Source organism: uncultured Serinicoccus sp. (genome assembly GCF_947500995.1).
Lineage (GTDB): Bacteria > Actinomycetota > Actinomycetes > Actinomycetales > Dermatophilaceae > Ornithinicoccus.
Window position 1 is genome coordinate 213,539 of sequence record NZ_CANMUA010000008.1, and the last position, 15,996, is coordinate 229,534.

At 72.8% G+C, this 15,996-nt stretch carries 15 protein-coding genes and 1 pseudogene; 5 read left to right on the forward strand and 11 right to left on the reverse strand.

The genetic code is table 11. The features are described from left to right. Positions 1-292 precede the first annotated feature (292 nt). A complete protein-coding gene (locus tag Q0967_RS13740; RefSeq protein ID WP_298750171.1) occupies positions 293-703 on the forward strand; it encodes a VOC family protein in 411 nt (136 codons plus the stop codon). 13 nt (positions 704-716) lie between these two features. Here the strand turns inward: Q0967_RS13740 and Q0967_RS13745 are convergent, their stop codons facing one another. The 3 genes from Q0967_RS13745 to Q0967_RS13755 form a co-directional block, all read right to left on the reverse strand. After that, positions 717-2,015: a DUF418 domain-containing protein gene (locus Q0967_RS13745; protein WP_298750173.1), complete on the reverse strand. Its 1,299-nt coding sequence runs from the start codon at positions 2,013-2,015 to the stop codon at positions 717-719. Positions 2,016-2,134: 119 nt separating this feature from the next. Then, positions 2,135-3,166 carry a succinylglutamate desuccinylase/aspartoacylase family protein gene (locus tag Q0967_RS13750; protein WP_298750175.1) on the reverse strand — a complete coding sequence of 344 codons (1,032 nt, stop codon included), beginning with the start codon at positions 3,164-3,166 and terminating at the stop codon, positions 2,135-2,137. Then, positions 3,163-3,651: a RimK/LysX family protein gene (locus Q0967_RS13755; protein ID WP_298750177.1), complete on the reverse strand. Its 489-nt coding sequence runs from the start codon at positions 3,649-3,651 to the stop codon at positions 3,163-3,165. Before Q0967_RS13755 ends, Q0967_RS13750 begins: the two co-directional genes overlap by 4 nt. A 25-nt stretch (positions 3,652-3,676) precedes the next feature. Between Q0967_RS13755 and rimK the strand changes: the two genes are divergently transcribed. Continuing rightward, on the forward strand, positions 3,677-4,879 hold the full coding sequence (gene rimK / locus Q0967_RS13760) for a 30S ribosomal protein S6--L-glutamate ligase (protein WP_298750179.1): 1,203 nt from the start codon (positions 3,677-3,679) through the stop codon (positions 4,877-4,879). 376 nt (positions 4,880-5,255) lie between these two features. On the opposite strand, the gene Q0967_RS13765 is transcribed toward rimK, so the two are convergent. From Q0967_RS13765 to Q0967_RS13800, 8 genes and pseudogenes are all read right to left on the reverse strand, one after another. Further along, complete coding sequence (locus Q0967_RS13765) at positions 5,256-5,930, reverse strand: NAD(P)H-binding protein (RefSeq protein WP_298750181.1); 675 nt, start codon at positions 5,928-5,930, stop codon at positions 5,256-5,258. A gap of 69 nt (positions 5,931-5,999) precedes the next feature. After that, the gene (locus Q0967_RS13770; protein WP_298750183.1) at positions 6,000-8,288 is read right to left on the reverse strand and encodes an FdhF/YdeP family oxidoreductase; all 2,289 of its coding nucleotides are present in this window, start codon (positions 8,286-8,288) and stop codon (positions 6,000-6,002) included. A 32-nt stretch (positions 8,289-8,320) separates the two neighbouring features. Next, the gene (locus tag Q0967_RS13775; protein ID WP_298750186.1) at positions 8,321-8,473 is read right to left on the reverse strand and encodes a hypothetical protein; all 153 of its coding nucleotides are present in this window, start codon (positions 8,471-8,473) and stop codon (positions 8,321-8,323) included. Continuing rightward, positions 8,470-9,824: pseudogene (locus Q0967_RS13780) on the reverse strand (OFA family MFS transporter). The gene Q0967_RS13775 and the pseudogene Q0967_RS13780 overlap by 4 nt, the downstream one beginning before the upstream one ends. 162 nt (positions 9,825-9,986) lie before the next feature. Further along, the gene (locus tag Q0967_RS13785) at positions 9,987-10,484 is read right to left on the reverse strand and encodes an SRPBCC family protein (protein WP_298750188.1); all 498 of its coding nucleotides are present in this window, start codon (positions 10,482-10,484) and stop codon (positions 9,987-9,989) included. 65 nt (positions 10,485-10,549) lie between these two features. Continuing rightward, complete coding sequence (locus tag Q0967_RS13790) at positions 10,550-11,269, reverse strand: sirohydrochlorin chelatase (protein ID WP_299450568.1); 720 nt, start codon at positions 11,267-11,269, stop codon at positions 10,550-10,552. Between the two features lie 53 nt (positions 11,270-11,322). After that, entirely contained in the window at positions 11,323-12,645 is a 1,323-nt protein-coding gene (gene cobA / locus Q0967_RS13795; protein WP_298750193.1) for a uroporphyrinogen-III C-methyltransferase, read from the reverse strand. Then, the gene (locus Q0967_RS13800) at positions 12,642-13,403 is read right to left on the reverse strand and encodes a phosphoadenylyl-sulfate reductase (protein ID WP_298750195.1); all 762 of its coding nucleotides are present in this window, start codon (positions 13,401-13,403) and stop codon (positions 12,642-12,644) included. The genes cobA and Q0967_RS13800 overlap by 4 nt, the downstream gene beginning before the upstream one ends. Positions 13,404-13,769: 366 nt before the next feature. Here Q0967_RS13800 and Q0967_RS13805 point away from each other — a divergent pair, with 366 nt between their 5' ends. From Q0967_RS13805 to Q0967_RS13815, 3 genes are read left to right on the forward strand one after another with little or no spacing between them, the layout of a single operon-like run. After that, positions 13,770-14,141, forward strand: a complete 372-nt coding sequence (locus Q0967_RS13805; RefSeq protein WP_298750197.1) for a GntR family transcriptional regulator — start codon at positions 13,770-13,772, stop codon at positions 14,139-14,141. After that, positions 14,138-15,019, forward strand: coding sequence for an ATP-binding cassette domain-containing protein (locus Q0967_RS13810; protein WP_298750199.1), 882 nt, complete (start codon positions 14,138-14,140; stop codon positions 15,017-15,019). The genes Q0967_RS13805 and Q0967_RS13810 overlap by 4 nt, the downstream gene beginning before the upstream one ends. Next, entirely contained in the window at positions 15,016-15,885 is an 870-nt protein-coding gene (locus tag Q0967_RS13815) for a hypothetical protein (protein WP_298750202.1), read from the forward strand. Before Q0967_RS13810 ends, Q0967_RS13815 begins: the two co-directional genes overlap by 4 nt. The last annotated feature ends 111 nt before the right edge of the window (positions 15,886-15,996 follow it).

A 15,996-nucleotide genomic window follows, 5' to 3' on the forward strand; every position in this document is an offset into this window, starting at 1 on the left:
TCCCAGTAGGCCGCGGCTGAGCCGATGTCCAACCGGTGCGCCTGCTGGTGAAGGCCCAGTCCCTCCCACTCCGGCAAGGGCGTCACCACCCCGTCGTAGGTTCTCCGCGCTGCGGCCGGCCAGTTCTCCTCACCGTGCAGCACCAACCACTCGGAGAACCAGTCTCCGACCGCCACCCCGTAGCCACGGTCGCCGAGCACCCACTCCTGACAGTGCACCCTCAGCCGCATCTGACGACTGTGTCACGTCGGTCGACGCGACGCCTCCGTCCACGACCGCTACGTTCCAGGTCATGGCCGAGTACCCCCAGCTGCTGCATACCGTCCTCGACGCCGTGGAGGTCCGAGAGCTGGCTGAGTTCTACCGTCGCCTCATCGGTCTGCAGTACCGGCCCGGGGACGAGCCCCCGGCCGAGGGTGACGACGACGCAGACTGGTTGGTCCTCACCGACGCGCAGGGCAACCGCACGCTGGCCTTCCAGGAGGTCGAGCGCCTCGAGCGGACGACGTGGCCGCGGCCCGACTTGCCGATGCAGCTGCACCTCGACCTCACCGTCCCTGACCGGGAAGCGCTCGAGGCGCAGCACCGACGGGCCCTCGAGCTGGGCGCCCAGCTGCTCTTCGACCGCACGGACGACCAGGAGGAGCCCCTGTACGTCTACGCCGATCCGGCCGGGCACCCCTTCTGCATCTTCGTCGGCTGACGCGGCCAGCCCGTCAGCGACCCCCGGCGTCCACGGCACGCGAGGAGGGATTTGGGCCGCCGTAGGTCACCCGGCGCAGCACCACCTCCGCCGGGCCCGGCCGGCCGATGCGGTCCAGCCAGGCACACAGACCGACGGAAGCCAGCCAGATGAGGACCGCGACTGCTGCCGCTCCGGCTGACCCGATGCGGCCGCCGAGCCCGAGCCCCCAGGCCGCCATCAGCGGCGCCATGACCACCGACTGCCAGAGGTAGGCCGACAGCGAGCGCCGGCCCACGGCCGACAACGCCCCTGCCACCGGCCCCGGCGCAGCCCCGCCCGCGGCCTCGCGCTCGGCCGCCCCAGACCAGGACTGCAGGCGGACGGAGACCAGGCCGAAGACCGCGGCATACCCGAGGCCGCCGGCGAGCCCGGTGAGCATCTGGACGCCGATGAACATGAAGCTGAGCTCCGGGGTCAGCCAGGCCCCGGTGTGGACGAGCATCAGCGGCACCCCGCCGAGCCAAGCCAGGGGCAGCCCGAGCAGCGCGGTGCGTCGCAGCCGGGGCAGGTGCTCGGCGGGCCGGTCGAGCACCCCCTCCCGTGCCCAGATCCACCCGGTGAGGATCGCGGCCGGCACGCTGAACGAGAAGACGCTGAACCCGAGGATGAAGGCGTACTCGCCCAGGCGCGGCAGGACGGACGCGTTGTAGGACGGGATCCCGTTCGCGTCCGTCGTCACCGGCATCCACATCGACGTGTCCCACGACTCCTGCGGCACCGACAGCAGCGCCACGCCAGACGCCACCGACAACGCGGCGAAGACCGCGAGCAGGCCTACCAGCACGCCACGGACGATCTTGATGGTGCGGGTGCTGCGCCAGAAGAGCAGCGGCACCAGCACCAGCCCGAGGACGCCGTAGGGCCCGAGCACGTCGCCGTACCAGAGGAGCGCCGCGTGCAGCGTGCCGATGACGACCAGCGCCACGTGCCTGCGGCGCAGCATGGCCCGGAAGCCGGCGATCGGCGTCCCACGAGACTCCTGGGCGCGGGCGAACTGCACCATCCCGTAGCCGAAGAGCAGCGCGAACATCGGCAGCGCCCGGGCGTCGACGAGCATGATCATGAGGGTCTGGACCACCCGGTCCACCCCCGTCGCACCCACCGGGTGGCCGACCGACAACCCGTGCTGAGCGCCGTAGAGGAACCACGGGATGTTGGCCAGCACGATGAGCAGGAGCATGAACCCCCGCGCCAGGTCCGGGGCCAGGGCCCGCCGTGGCCCTACCCGGGCGGCGCCCGCCAACGGCACCTCGCCAGTCGCGTCCGTCATACGTCCTAGAGTGGCACCGGCGGCCTCCGGTCGGGGTCGATGTCTGTCACGAGATCGGCCAGGACGCCCGCTGGGCCGTCCGGATGCGGACTCCCTCGGTCCACACGTATGCCCTCGCCTCAGGGGCTGTCGGTGTCCCGGGCGTCCTCGTCCAGCCCGGAGCGGTCGGTCGACTGGATCTCGCCGATGTGGACGAGGGCGTCACCCCGGTTGACCAGGGGCGCCTCGGCCCGGCCGATGACGACGCCGTCGCGGTCCGCCTTGACGATCGCCAGGCGCTTGCCGAAGGAGTTGAAGAGCTCACCGAGCTTCTCCCCCTCGCTCACCCGCTGCCCCAGCGCGACGTCCATGTGCACGATGCCGGTGCGGCGCGCCCGGACCCACCCGCTGCGCCAGCAGATGTCGCTCGGGCTCTCGGCCGGCTCCACGACGACCTCCTCGGGGTCGATCATCCCGAGGTGCGCCAGCACGCGCATGACCCCGTCGACGCCGGCGACGATCGCCCACTCGTCGAAGCGCCAGGCCTCACCCCCCTCGTAGAGGAGCACGCGCGCGCCCCGCTCGCGGGCGGCATACCGCAGGGAGCCGTCGCGGAGCTTGGCGTGGTAGGCCACCGGCGCCCCGAACGCCTCGGCGAGCGCCCGCGTCTGCTCGTCCTCGAGGTCGCAGCGGATCTGCGGCAGGTTGGAGCGGCGGTCGGCCCCGGTGTGCAGGTCGATGCCGACGTCGGAAGGGCCGATGACCTCCATCATCATGAGGTGCGCGATCCGGCCGGCGAGCGACCCGCGGGCCGAGCCGGGGAAGCTCCGGTTGAGGTCGCGCCGGTCCGGCAGGTAGCGATCGCCCGACATCACCCCGAGCACGTTGACGATGGGCACGGCGAGCACGGTGCCCCGGATGGTCTTCGGGTCGAGGCGGGCCAGCACCCGCCGCACCACCTCGATGCCGACGACCTCGTCACCGTGGATCGCGGCGCTCATCCACAGCGTCGGCCCGCCCTCGCGACCGTGCAGCACGTGGACCGGCAGGCTCACCTCGGCCCCGGTGACCAGGCGCGAGATCGGCAGGGACACCTCGCGGCGGCTGCCGGCGCGCACCTTGACGGTGCCGATGGGGAAGGACGGGCGCAGGGTGCGTCGCGCGGCGCTCACCGCTTGCCCCAGTTGCGTCGCCGCACCGCGCGGTCGGGCCGGCCCCCGGCGTAGCTCAGCGCCGGGTCGACGAGGAAGCCCTGCACCAGCGCCTCCCGCCCGACGAGCATCCGGAAGCCCATCTCGTCCCGGTCGGTCAGCGTCACCTCCGCACGCACGTCGCGGCCACCGAGGACCAACGGGAGCAGCACGACATACCTCTGCTCCTCGTGCCCGGAGGAGGAGCGGACCGAGCGCGAGTCGTGGACCGGGAGCTCGACCGCGACCGAGTCCTCCGCGCTCGCCTGCCACGGGTGGACGCTGAAGCTCACCCAGTCGCGCCCGCCGCGGTCGAAGCCGCGCAGGTCGAAGGCGTGGACCGCCGAGGTCTTGGCGCCGGTGTCGATCTTGGCCTTGATCCACGGGACGTCGATCTGCGGGATCTGCACCCACTCCCGCCATCCGACGACGGCGCGATCTGTGGTGAGATGGTTCGACCCTGTCACCCGCACATCCTCTCAGGACGCCCCGATGAAGCTCGCCATCCTGTCCCGTTCGCTGCGCGCCTACTCCACCCAGCGGCTGCGGACCGCCGCGCTGGAGCGCGGCCACCAGGTCAAGGTGCTCGACACGCTGCGCTTCGGCATCGACCTGTCGGGGGACGAACCCGACCTGCACTTCCGCGGCCGGCCGCTGTCGACGTACGACGCCGTGCTGCCCCGCGTCGGCGCGTCGGTGACCTACTTCGGGACGGCGGTGGTGCGCCAGTTCGAGCAGATGGACGTCTACACGCCCAACACCGCCAACGGCATCATGAACAGCCGCGACAAGCTGCGCGCCACCCAGATCCTGTCGCGGCACAACATCGGTATGCCGGCCACCGCCTTCGTGCGCAACCGCGCGGAGATCCCGCACGCCATCGAAATGGTCGGCGGGGCGCCCGTGGTCGTCAAGCTGCTCGAGGGCACCCAGGGGATCGGGGTCATCCTCGCCCCGACGATGAAGGTGGCCGAGGCGATCATCGAGACCCTGCACGGCACCAACCAGCAGGTCCTCATCCAGCGCTTCGTCAAGGAGTCCAAGGGCAAGGACGTGCGGGCCCTCGTCGTCGGCGACCGGGTCGTCGCGGCGATGCGGCGGCGGGCACAGGGCGATGAGTTCCGCTCCAACGTGCACCGCGGCGGGACGGTGGAGCGCGTCGAGCTGGACCCGGAGTACGAGGAGATCGCCGTCCGAGCCGCCCACATCATGGGCCTCCGCGTCGCCGGCGTCGACATGTTGGAGGGCAACGACGGCCCGCTCGTCATGGAGGTCAACTCCTCGCCGGGCCTGCAGGGCATCGAGGCCGCCACCAAGCTCGACGTCGCCGGCGCCATCGTCGACTACATCGCCGACCAGTCCGGCTTCCCCGACATCGACGTGCGCCAGCGGCTCGCGGTGTCGACGGGGTATGGCGTCGCCGAGATCGCGGTCATGTCCGGCTCGGACATGGTCGGGCAGGCGCTCCAGGACTCCGGCCTGTGGGAGAAGGACATCCAGGTGCTCACCCTGCACCGCGGCACCCGCGTCGTGCCCAACCCCTCGGGCCAGAAGGTGCTCGAGGACGGCGACCGGCTGCTCTGCTTCGGCAAGCACGAGCACATGCGCTCGCTCATCCCCGCCCGGTCGCGGCGCCCCCGGCGGGTCCGCACGCTGCCGAAGACGCCGATCCTCGAGGACCTGCCCACGGGCTGAGGGCTGGTGGCCGCGCGCGCCGGCCAGGGGATGCCCGGGCACGCCTTTCCGGGGCGCGTCTCACTCAGGCTGTGCGCGTCTACGCAGGCTGTGCACCCCCGCGCAGCCTGTTCTCCCCGCGCAGGCAGTGCATGTCTCACGCAGCCTGTGCACGTCTATGCAGGCTGTGCATGTCTCGTGCAGCCTGTGCACGCGGTAGACCGCACGCACAGGCTGCATTTCCGTGCACAGGTGACGAGCGCGTGCACAGACTGCATTTGCCGTGCACAGACAACAGCCGACGGGCGGCCGAGCGCAGAGCTGACGAGCCGACGAGCCGACGGGCAGCCCAGCGTAGAGCTGACGAGCCGACGAGCCCGGCCGTGCGTGGGGCGCCTCAGGCCTTGCCGGCCACCGCGTCCAAGGCCTCGGCGATCGGGGTCGACCCGCCGAGGAACTCGATCATCCGGCCGGTGAGGTCGTCACGGTCCAGCGCGAGCGCGAGGACCGCGGCGACGTCGGCGCGGGGCACGTCCCGGCCCTCGGCACCCTCGACCGTGCCGGCGCCGTCGCCCATGACCTCGATCTGACCCGTGCCGGCGTCCAGGCTCAGGGCGCCCGGCGCGACGATCGTCCAGTCGAGCTGCGAGGCCCGCAGGTGCTCGTCCGCGGCGGCCTTGGCCTCGGCGTAGGCGAAGAAGGGGTTGTCCTCGGGCACCCCGTGGTCGGTCCGGGCGCCCAGGTAGCTGACCATGAGGTAGCGCTCGGCGCCGGCCTCCTGGGCGGCGTCCATGGAGCGGATGGCGGCGTCCCGGTCCACGGCGTAGGTGCGGTCCGGGTCACCGCCCCCGGCGCCGGCCGTCCACACGACGGCGTCGTGCCCGCGCAGCAGCTCGGTGAGCTGCTCGCGGCTCATGCTCTCGACGTCTGCAACGACCGGTCGCATGCCGGCGGCGTCGACGTCCGCCCCGTGGTCCGGGTTACGGACCACCGCGTCGACGTCGTGCCCGGCCAGCAGGGGTCCCAGCTGCAGGGCGATCTTGCCGTGTCCTCCGATGATGGCGATACGCATACCGGGGCCAACACCGCGCCGACCGGTGCTGTTCCTCCGCAGCAGGCCGCGGTGACGATCCGAGCTGCCTCAGGCGCGGGCGCGCAGCTCCACGACCACGGACTTGCTGGCCGGGGTGCCGCTGCGCCTGGAGCGCTGCCCCAGCGGCACGAGCACGTTGGTCTCCGGGTAGTAGGCGGCTGCACATCCGCGGGCGGTGTCGTAGGACACGATCCGGAACTCCTCGGCGACTCGCTCGCCGTCCTCCCAGTGGCTCACGAGGTCGACGTGCTGACCGTCGCGCAGACCGCGCTCCTCGAGGTCGGCGGGGTGGACGAAGACGACCCGCCGACCGTTCTCGATGCCGCGGTAGCGGTCGTCGAGCCCGTAGATCGTGGTGTTGAACTGGTCGTGGCTGCGCAGCGTCTGCAGCAGCAGCCGGCCCTCCGGGACCTCGGGGTACACGAGGTCGTTGGAGCTGAACTGCGCCTTGCCGATCGTGGTGTCCCCCCACTCCCGCGTGCGGGCCGCGTGCGGCAGCACGAAGCCGCCGGGGTCGTTGATCTTCTCCTCGTAGTCCTCGAAGCCGGGGATCACCCGGGAGACCGCGTCGCGGATGGTGCTGTAGTCGTCCTCGAAGGCCTGCCAGTCGGCCACCGCGGCGACCCGCTCGATCGAGCGCGCCAGGCGGCAGACGATGGCCACCTCGCTCAGCAGGTGGGGGGAGGCCGGCGGCAGCGGCCCGTGGCTGGCGTGCACGGCAGACATCGAGTCCTCGACCGTGATCCGTTGCGGCCCGCTGGCCTGCTGGTCCCGCTCGGAGCGCACCAGGACCGGCAGGATGAGGGCCGTCTCACCGGTGACGGCGTGCGACCGGTTGAGCTTGGTGGAGATCTGCACCGTCATCGCGCAGGAGCGCAGCGCCTCCTCGGTCACGTCCGTGTCCGGCGCGGCCCTGACGAAGTTGCCGCCCATGCCCATGAAGAACCTCGCGTGCCCGTCACGGAGCGCCTCGACGGCGGACGCGGTGTCGTAGCCGTGCTCCCGCGGGCTGGCGAACGAGAACTCCGCGTCGAGCCGGTCGTGGAAGTCGTCGGGCATCTGCTCCCAGATCCCCATCGTCCGGTCGCCCTGCACGTTGCTGTGGCCCCGGACGGGGCACAGCCCGGCACCGTCCCGACCGATGTTGCCCTGCAGGAGGATGACGTTGACGATCTCGGTGAGCATGGCCACCGAGTGCTCGTGCTGGGTCAGCCCCATCGCCCAGCAGACGATGGTCCGGCGGCTGCGGGCGAGGCGGTCGGCGAGGGCCTCGATCTGCTCCCGCTCCAGGCCGGTCGCGACGAGCACCTCGTCCCAGTCGAGGTCGGCGAGGTGCTCGCGGTATGCCTCGAAGCCCTCGGTGTGGTCGGCGAGGAAGTCCTGGTCCAGCACCGAGCCCGGGTCGGCGGCCTCCCGCTCCAGCAGCAGCGCGCCCAGCGCCTGGAAGAGCGCCATGTCGCCGCCGAGCCGGATCTGCAGGAAGTCGTCGGCGAGGTCGGTGCCCGGGCCGACGGCCCTGATGGGGTTCTGCGGGTTCTTGAACCGCTGGAGCCCGGCCTCGGGCAGCGGGTTCACGGCGACGATGGCGGCGCCGTTCTCCTTGGCCCGCTCGAGCGCGCTGAGCATGCGGGGGTGGTTGGTGCCCGGGTTCTGCCCGGCGATGATGATGAGCTCGGACTCGTGCAGGTCCTCGAGCAGGACGGTGCCCTTGCCCAGCCCGATGGTGTCGCCGAGCGCCGCCCCGGAGGCCTCGTGGCACATGTTGGAGCAGTCCGGCAGGTTGTTGGTGCCGTAGGCGCGCACCATGAGCTGATAGACGAAGGCCGCCTCGTTGGACGTGCGCCCCGAGGTGTAGAAGATGGCCTCGTCCGGGTCGTCGAGCGAGGTCAGCTGCTCGGCGACCATCCGGAACGCGTCGTCCCAGCTGATCGGCTCGTACCTGGTGCTGCCGGCCACCTTGACGACCGGGTGGACCAGCCGCCCCTGCTGACCCAGCCACCAGTCGCTGCGGGTGGCGAGGTCGGCCAGGTCGTGCTCCTCGAAGAAGTCAGGGCCGATGGTCCGCAGCGTGGCCTCCTCGGCCACCGCCTTCGCGCCGTTCTCGCAGAACTCGGCGGGTGAGCGGTGGTCCGGGTCAGGCCACGCGCAGCCGGAGCAGTCGAAGCCGTGCTTCTGGTTGAGCCGGGTCAGCGTGCGCAGCGTGCGCACCGTGCCCATCTGCTCCTGGGAGATCTTCAGCGCGTGGTAGACACCGGGGATCCCCGCCGCCCAGTCCTTGCGCCGGCCGACCTCCAGGTCGTCGTCGGTGAAGTCCTGCTTCGGTGCGTCGGTCGCCACGGGGTTCCTCCTGGTATGTCGTGGGCGGCGGGTCAGCCGAAGAGCTGGGTGACCCGGGCGATGGTCTCGCCGACGCCGTAGAGCAGGCCCGCGCCGACGATCACCCACAGGACGACGGCCGCGGTGCGCTCTGCCGCATCGGCTCCCTCGGGACGCCCGGCGGTGCTGGACGAGGACTCGCTCATGCGGAGGCTCCTTCGCTCTCGAGCTGGTCGGGATCGGTCTCGTGATGGCGCTCGTCGACCGGCCTGACGAGCAGGTTCGCGATGAACCCGACGACGAGCACGCCGACCATGATGTAGAGGGACAGCAGGTAGAGGTCCGCGCCCTCCTCGCCGCGCGCGGTCTGCAGGTCCTGGATGCCGGAGACGATGAGCGGGCCGGCGATACCGGCCGCCGACCACGCGGTGAGCAGCCGGCCGTGGATGGCCCCGACCTGCAGCCCGCCGAAGAGGTCCTTGAGGTAGGCCGGGATGGTGGCGAAGCCACCGCCGTAGAAGCTGAGGATGACCACGGACATGAGCACGAAGAGCAGCAGCGAGGAGCGGCCGAAGGTCGCGACCCCGAGGTAGAGCAGCGCACCCACACCCAGGTAGAGCATGTAGGTCGGCTTGCGCCCGATGACGTCGGAGGCCGAGGACCACACGAGCCGGCCGGCCATGTTGGCCAGGCTGAGGAGGCTCACGAAGCCCGCGGCCGCCGCGGCGCCGACGCCGGGGAAGAAGTTCTGCACGATGGGGGAGGCCTGCGCGAGGATGCCGATGCCGGCCGTGACGTTGCAGAAGAGCACCGTCCACAGCAGCCAGAACTGCGGGGTGCGCAGGGCGTTGCGGGCGGTCACGTCCGCGGTCGTGCGCATCGAGGTCTCGTCGGACTTCTCCGGGGGCGTCCAACCCTCCGGCTTCCAGTCGTCCGCGGGCACCCGGATGACGTATGCGCCCAGGCCCATGAGCACGGCATACACCACGGCGAGGGTGAGGAAGGTCGGGACCAGGCCCGCCACCACGTCCTCGCCGCCGTAGAGACCGAGGAGCCGGTTGCTCAGCGGGCTGGCGATGAGCGCGCCGCCGCCGAAGCCCATGATCGCCAGGCCCGTCGCGAGACCGGGTCGGTCGGGGAACCACTTGATGAGCGTGGAGACCGGGGAGATGTAGCCCAGCCCGAGGCCGATGCCGCCGAGCACGCCGTAGCCGAGGTAGACGATCCACAGCTGACCGACCGAGACACCGAGCGCCGAGACGAGGAAGCCCGCCACCCACAGCGTCGCGGAGACGGCCATCGTCTTGCGCGGGCCGTTGCGCTCCACCCAGGTGCCCAGGACCGCGGCGGACAGACCGAGCATGACGATGGAGATGGAGAAGATGATCGAGACGGCCGTGGCCGAGGCGCCGAAGCGCTCCTCGAGGGGGATGTTGAGACGCTGAAGGCGTAGACCTGCCCGATGGACAGGTGCACGGCCAGCGCCGCCGGCGGCACGAACCACCGGTTGAACCCTGGTCCGGCGACGGTGCGCTCGCGGTCGAGAGTGGCCAGCATGGAGCGCTCCTGGGGACGGGAGTGACGAGCGGGGACTCTCCTAACCTTTCACGTCCACGCCGTGAGGGCACGTCGGGCTGTCATCGACGACTCCTGCGCGGAAGGTGCACCGATGCCGTGATGCATCACGGTGGAGGTGCCTCTTCTGCGGGTGAGTGCTCCTCAGGCGTGGTTGCCGCGCACCGCGGGCGGGGCCTCAGTGCGGCCGAGGCCGGTACGGGCCGAGCGCATCATCGCGGCGTGGTTGGCGCGCAGCACCCAGCGGGCGGGCGGCAGCGCGGCCAGGTGGCGCAGGCCGGGCTTGGCCAGCAGCACCCGTTGCTCCCAGACCACGCGGCAGCCGCCGGCGGCCGGGGTGACGTGCACCTCGACATACCCCTGCAGGTCGCCGTCGATGCCGACCCGCAGCCGCCCGTCCTCCCGGTCCTGCTGCTCGCGGCTGAGGACCAGGTCGAGGGGCACGGGCAGCACGGAGCGCGCCCGGACCCGCGCGCGGTCCGGGCTCAGCTGCTCGACCGAGCGCACCTGGCGCCACCACGTCGGGTAGGCCCCGAGGTCGACGAGCCGGTCCAGCACCACCGCGGGCGCGACCGGCAGGGTCCAGTCCTCGCGGAAGGTGAACCAGCCGCCCCGGTCCGGGGCCTGCGGTGGCGTCGGCATACCCGTCATCCTCGGACACGCCGCCGGGGTCTTCTACCCAGAAGCTGTACCGGTGTCGTGATGCATCACGGCAGAGGGACACCTTCTGCGTGCGAGTGGCCCGAGGACGGGGCCACGGCCTCCCGGTAGCGGCGGACGACCAGGTCGCGGAGCAGGTCGTGGGTGCCGAGCGGACCGGTGGCGACCACACCGCCGGCCTCGGCGACCCGCTGCGCCTTGGTGGCGAACCAGCCGGGCGACAGCAGGTGGGTGGCCAGCACGACGCGGGTATGCCCGGCGATCCGCAGCGCGGTGAGCGCACAGGCCGCGCGCGGCCCGGGGCCGCTGAGGAAGGCCGTGGCGGTGGCGGTGCCCAGCCGGGAGCCGACCAGCTCGGCGACCCGGGCCACCTCGGCGCGGGCGGCCTCGACGCTGGAGCCGGCCCCCACCACCAGGACGGCGTCGGGCTCCGCGTCGACCTCGCGGACCCGGTCGGCCAGGGCGTCGACGACCTCGTCGGCGGCCCCGAGTGCCGGCGTGAGCGTGGAGCCCGGGAGCGCCTCGAGCGCCGAGGGCACGTCGTGCTTCACGTGGTAGCCCGAGGCGAGGAAGAACGGCACGACCACGGGGTCGGTGACATCGGCGAGCACCTCGTCCAGGGTCGGTCCGCAGACGTCGACGTAGCCGACCACGGCGGGCAGCGGCAGACCGAGGGCGGCGGCGGCACGGTCCGCGCACCCACGGACGACCGCCTGGCCCTCGGGGCTGGCGGTGCCGTGCGCGGCGACGACGAGGGGCCTGCTCATGCGACGGTGCGGGTGAGCGGCCAGGTCGGACGGGCCGGCAGCAGGGACGGGGCTCATGCGACGGCGTGGGCGGCGAGGCGGGCCGACCGGGCGGCCGTGGGTGCGTCGAGGGGACCACCGGCCCGCTCGTCGAGGGCCGCGGCGTCGGACGCTTCCGCGCCGCCGACCTGGTCCGCCCATCCGTGGGCCAGGGTGACGACGTCACCGACGACGACGACGGCGGGCGAGGTGACGCCGACCTGCTCGGCCCGGTCCGCGATGTCGGCGAGGGTGCCGAGGGTCACCCGCTGCTCGGTGGTCCAGCCGCGCTCGACGATGCCCACCGGGCAGCCCGCCGGCCGCCCGGCCCCGACCAGCCGCGCGGCGGTCTCGCGCAGCCCGGCGACGCCCATGAGCACGACGAGGGTGTGGTCGGTGCCGGTGGGCAGCCCAGGCAGCTCCTCGTGGCCGGTCACCACGGTGAAGCCACGCGCCAGCCCGCGGTGGGTGACGGGGATGCCTGCGGCGGCGGGCACCGAGACGGCGCTGGTGATGCCCGGGACGACCTCGACCGGCACCCCTGCCTCCTCGCACGCGGCCCGCTCCTCGCCGCCGCGGCCGAGGACGTAGGGGTCGCCGCCCTTGAGCCGCACGACCCCGTGACCGCGCAGCGCCTCCTCGACGAGGATCCGGTTGATCTCCTGCTGCGGCACGGGGTGGTGGTGCGGCTGCTTGCCGACGTCGACGACGCGCACGGTCTCGGGCAGCCGGGCCAGCACCGCCTGCGGGACCAACCGGTCGGCGACGACGACGTCGGCCGCCGCGAGCAGGGTGGTGGCACGGCGGGTGAGCAGCTGCTCGTCGCCGGGGCCGGCGCCCACCAGCGCGACCCAGCCGCCGTGCGGGCGACGGGCGCGCAGGTCGACGACGCCACCGGTGAGGTGGCCGGCGAGGTCGGTGCGGATGCTCGCGGCGCGTCGCGGGTCGCCCCCGGCGTGCACGGCGACCCGGACCTCCCCGGCCGGGGTCGGCACGGCGGCGCGGGCCGGGACCTGCGCGCTGCCCGCGGCGCCGTCCCCGGCGCTCACGCAGAAGGTATGCCGCGCCTCGGCGTCCGCGGCGACCTGCCGGTCCACCTCGGCGTCGCCGGTCGCGGTGTGCACGAGGAAGGCGCCGCCGAGGTCGGGGGCACCGGCATACCGGCGCGGGGTCCACGACAGGGTCGTGTCGTGGGACAGCAGGGCGGCCAGCGCGGGGCACAGCTCGGGGGCGACGACCTCGACGACCGCGCCCTCGGCGAGCAGGTCGGCGACCCGGCGGGCGGTGACGGGCCCGCCGCCCACGGCGACGACGCGCCGCCCGGACAGCGACAGGCCGAGCAGGAACGGTCCGCTCATGACGCCTCCCTCTCGCGCTCGTCGGCTGCCGGACCGCCGTGCAGGCCGCACTCGGTCTTGGTGAAACCCGACCAGCGACCCGCCCTCGGGTCCTCGCCCGGGGCGACCCTGCGGGTGCACGGGCCGCACCCGATCGAAGGGTAGCCCTGGTCCAGCAGCGGGTTGGCCGGCAGGTCGTGGAGCTCGGCGTAGAGCGCGACCTCGGCGTCGCTCCAGGCCGCCAGCGGGTTGACCTTGACGATGCCGAACGACTCGTCGAAGGCCACCAGCGGCGTGCCCGCCCGGGTCGGGCTCTCGGCCCGGCGCACGCCGGTGACCCAGGCGTCGTACCCGGCCAGCGCCCGGCGCAGCGGCTCGACCTTGCGCAGGGCGCAGCAGGCGCCGGGGTCACGGTCGTGCAGCCGGGGCCCGAGCTCGGCGTCCTGCTCGAGGACGGTGCGCCGGGGCCGCACGTCGACGACGGTGACGTCGAGCTGCTCGGCCACCCGGTCACGGGTCTGCAGGGTCTGCTCGAAGTGGTAGCCGGTGTCGAGGAACAGCACGTCGACGCCGGGCCGGTGCCGTGAGGCCAGGTGCGGCAGCACCGACTCGGCCATGCTCGAGGTCACCGCCAACCGGTCGCCGAAGGTCCGCGCGGCCCAGGCCAGCACGGCGTCGGCGTCGGCCAGCTCCGCCGCGGCGTCGGCGGCGAGGGCCCGCAGCCGCGCGTGCTCGTCGCGCTCGGAAGGGGACGCCAGGTGCAGGGCGGTCGTGCTCATGGTCACCTCGGGGTAGGTCGCTGGGCTGGGTCGCGCGTCGGGGCGCGGGCGAGGCCGTGGTCGGGCTCGGCGCCGCGCTGGGTCCGCGGCGACCCGGTGGGGCGGGGTGGGGGTCAGCGACAGGGGCACATCAGCATGCTGCTGACGCGCAGGAGGTCCACTTCGTGGCAGGTCGTGAGGTGCCAACCCCGAGAGAGCATGGATTCATCATGCCCAGTTATCCGTACGATCACAAGCCGTTGGGAAGACTCACGCCACCGCCCCCCTGCCGCACCGGACGCACACCCGGCATGCCTCACCCGACTTGACGCCCGCCCACGTCCTGTGGTTCCTTAGTTAAGTAATGAACCCAAGAAGCGAGGTCCGATGTTCGAGGGACGGGACCCGATCTACCTGCAGATCGCCGAGGCGATCCGTGGCGAGATCCTCACCGGCGCCCTGCAGGAGGGGAACCAGGTGATGTCCACCACGCAGTACGCCACGACCTACCGCATCAACCCCGCCACCGCCGCCAAGGCGTTCGCCGAGCTGGTCGCCGAGGAGATCCTCGTCAAGCAGCGCGGCGTCGGCATGTTCGTCGCCGAGGGCGCGACGGACCGGTTGCGCGCCGCCCGGAGGGAGGCGTTCTTCGACGAGCGCCTCGCCCCCGTCGTGCGCGAGGCCGCCGCCCTCGGGATCACCGCTGCCGAGCTGACGGCATACCTGCACACCCACCTCGACCAGGAGGACGACCGATGACCGGCCTCTCCGTGACCACCCGGGACGTCAGCGTCCGGTATGGCGCCGCGCGCGCCCTCGACGGCGTGACCCTCGACCTCGCGCCGGGACGCATCCACGGCCTGCTCGGCCGCAACGGCGCCGGCAAGACGACGTTGCTGTCGCTGCTCGCGAGCTTCCAGCGCCCGGACTCGGGTGACGTCGCCCTCGACGGGCGCGACCCCTTCGAGGACGCGCGCCTCATGCAGGACACCAGCCTCATGCGGGCCACCGGCGACCTCGCGGCGGACCTCAAGATCCGCGACATCCTGCGCCTGCACCGGACGGGCCGAGCCCACTTCGACCGGGACCTGGCCGACCACCTGCTGGACCGGTTCGACATCCCGCGCCGCCGCAGCCTCGCCAGGCTCTCCCGAGGACAGCAGTCGGTGGTGGCGGCGACGATCGGCCTGGCCAGCCGTGCCCCGCTCACCATGCTCGACGAGGTGCACCTGGGCATGGACGCCCCGACGCGGCAGGAGTTCACCGAGGCGCTGCTGGCGGACTTCGCCGAGCACCCGCGGACGATCATCGTCTCCAGCCACCTCATCCACGAGATCGAGCACGTGCTCGAGACCGTCACGATCCTGCACCGTGGTCGGGTGGTCCTCTCCGAGGAGGCGGACGACCTGCGCACCCAGGGGACCACCGTCACCGGCCGCGCCGACCGCGTCGAGGTGATGACCCGCGACCTGCGGGTCGTCGGCCGACGCGACCTCGGCCCGACCCGGGAGGCCACCGTGCTGGGCCGACCTCACCCCGCGTGGGTCACCGAGGCCGAGCGGCAGGGTCTGCAGCTGGGGGCCGCTCCCCTGCAGGACCTCTTCATCCACCTCACGAGCGACAGGGACGCAGCATGAACGCCCCCACCAGCCCACGACGGTCCGGCAGCTCGGGCCCGCCCACCGACTCCCTCACGGACACCTCGGTGCGGGCGGGCTCACCCGCCGGGTCGGCGCCGGGCATGACGCACGATGACACCGCCATGACCCCGACGACGGCCGAGCCCTGGGTGCGCCTCACCCGCTACGTCCTGCGGTGCATGCTCGGGATCACGGCCGGCACCGTGGCCGTGCTGGCCGTCGCGTGGGCGGTCGCGGTCGTCCTGGCGTCCACCGCCGGGGTGGAGCTGCTGGCCCAGATCACGCACTACGCCACCGTCTCGACCGTGCCGTGGGTCGCCTTCACCGCCCTGGTCATCTGCGTCGGGGTTCAGGTGCGTCACTACGTCCACGCCGGGTTCACCCGCCGCGCGGTGACGGCGGCGGGGCTGCTCGGGTCGCTGGTCGTGGGGGTGGTCTTCGCCGTGGCCGCGACGGCCCTGGACCGCGTCGGGCTCGGGCTCGTGGCGGCGTCGCTGGGGGTCGAGCTCTCCATGACGCTGGCACCCTGGTGGGCGCTGCTCGGTGCCATGCTCATGGTCTGCCTGACGGGGGCGGTCTGCGGTGTGCTCGTCGGCGCCAGCTTCGTCCGGTGGGGCGGGTGGGCCACGCTGCTGCTGCCGCTGACGGTGGGCCTGCCGTACTTCGCCCAGGACGTCCTCGCGCGGTCGGTCACACTGCGCGGCGAGGGGCCCGGAGGCCCGCCGAGCTGGCTGGAGCAGGTGCAGGCTGCCCTCCCGACCGTGCCGACGGCGGCCCTTTCGCTGCTCGCCCTCGGACTCACCGTCGCCGGGGCCTGGCTGATCCTGCGGCGCCTCCCACTCCCCCCTCGCGCCAACCCCTGAGGCGCCGCGGGCCGCTCCAGGGCCTGGTCTGGGCGCGGTCTCGTCGGAAGCTCCCCCGCGTCCGGACCCCGGGGCCTGCCTGGGCAGAGAAGGAGTCCCGGCTCGGGGTTG

Bases quoted from the DNA above. Each gene is read 5' to 3' on its own strand.
- Q0967_RS13740 (WP_298750171.1), top strand. From the start codon at position 293: ATGGCCGAGTACCCCCAGCTGCTGCATACCGTCCTCGACGCCGTGGAG.
- Q0967_RS13745 (WP_298750173.1), bottom strand. From the start codon at position 2,015: ATGACGGACGCGACTGGCGAGGTGCCGTTGGCGGGCGCCGCCCGGGTA.
- rimK (WP_298750179.1), top strand. From the start codon at position 3,677: ATGAAGCTCGCCATCCTGTCCCGTTCGCTGCGCGCCTACTCCACCCAG.
- Q0967_RS13765 (WP_298750181.1), bottom strand. From the start codon at position 5,930: ATGCGTATCGCCATCATCGGAGGACACGGCAAGATCGCCCTGCAGCTG.
- Q0967_RS13775 (WP_298750186.1), bottom strand. From the start codon at position 8,473: ATGAGCGAGTCCTCGTCCAGCACCGCCGGGCGTCCCGAGGGAGCCGAT.
- Q0967_RS13785 (WP_298750188.1), bottom strand. From the start codon at position 10,484: ATGCCGACGCCACCGCAGGCCCCGGACCGGGGCGGCTGGTTCACCTTC.
- Q0967_RS13790 (WP_299450568.1), bottom strand. From the start codon at position 11,269: ATGAGCAGGCCCCTCGTCGTCGCCGCGCACGGCACCGCCAGCCCCGAG.
- cobA (WP_298750193.1), bottom strand. From the start codon at position 12,645: ATGAGCGGACCGTTCCTGCTCGGCCTGTCGCTGTCCGGGCGGCGCGTC.
- Q0967_RS13800 (WP_298750195.1), bottom strand. From the start codon at position 13,403: ATGAGCACGACCGCCCTGCACCTGGCGTCCCCTTCCGAGCGCGACGAG.
- Q0967_RS13805 (WP_298750197.1), top strand. From the start codon at position 13,770: ATGTTCGAGGGACGGGACCCGATCTACCTGCAGATCGCCGAGGCGATC.
- Q0967_RS13810 (WP_298750199.1), top strand. From the start codon at position 14,138: ATGACCGGCCTCTCCGTGACCACCCGGGACGTCAGCGTCCGGTATGGC.
- Q0967_RS13815 (WP_298750202.1), top strand. From the start codon at position 15,016: ATGAACGCCCCCACCAGCCCACGACGGTCCGGCAGCTCGGGCCCGCCC.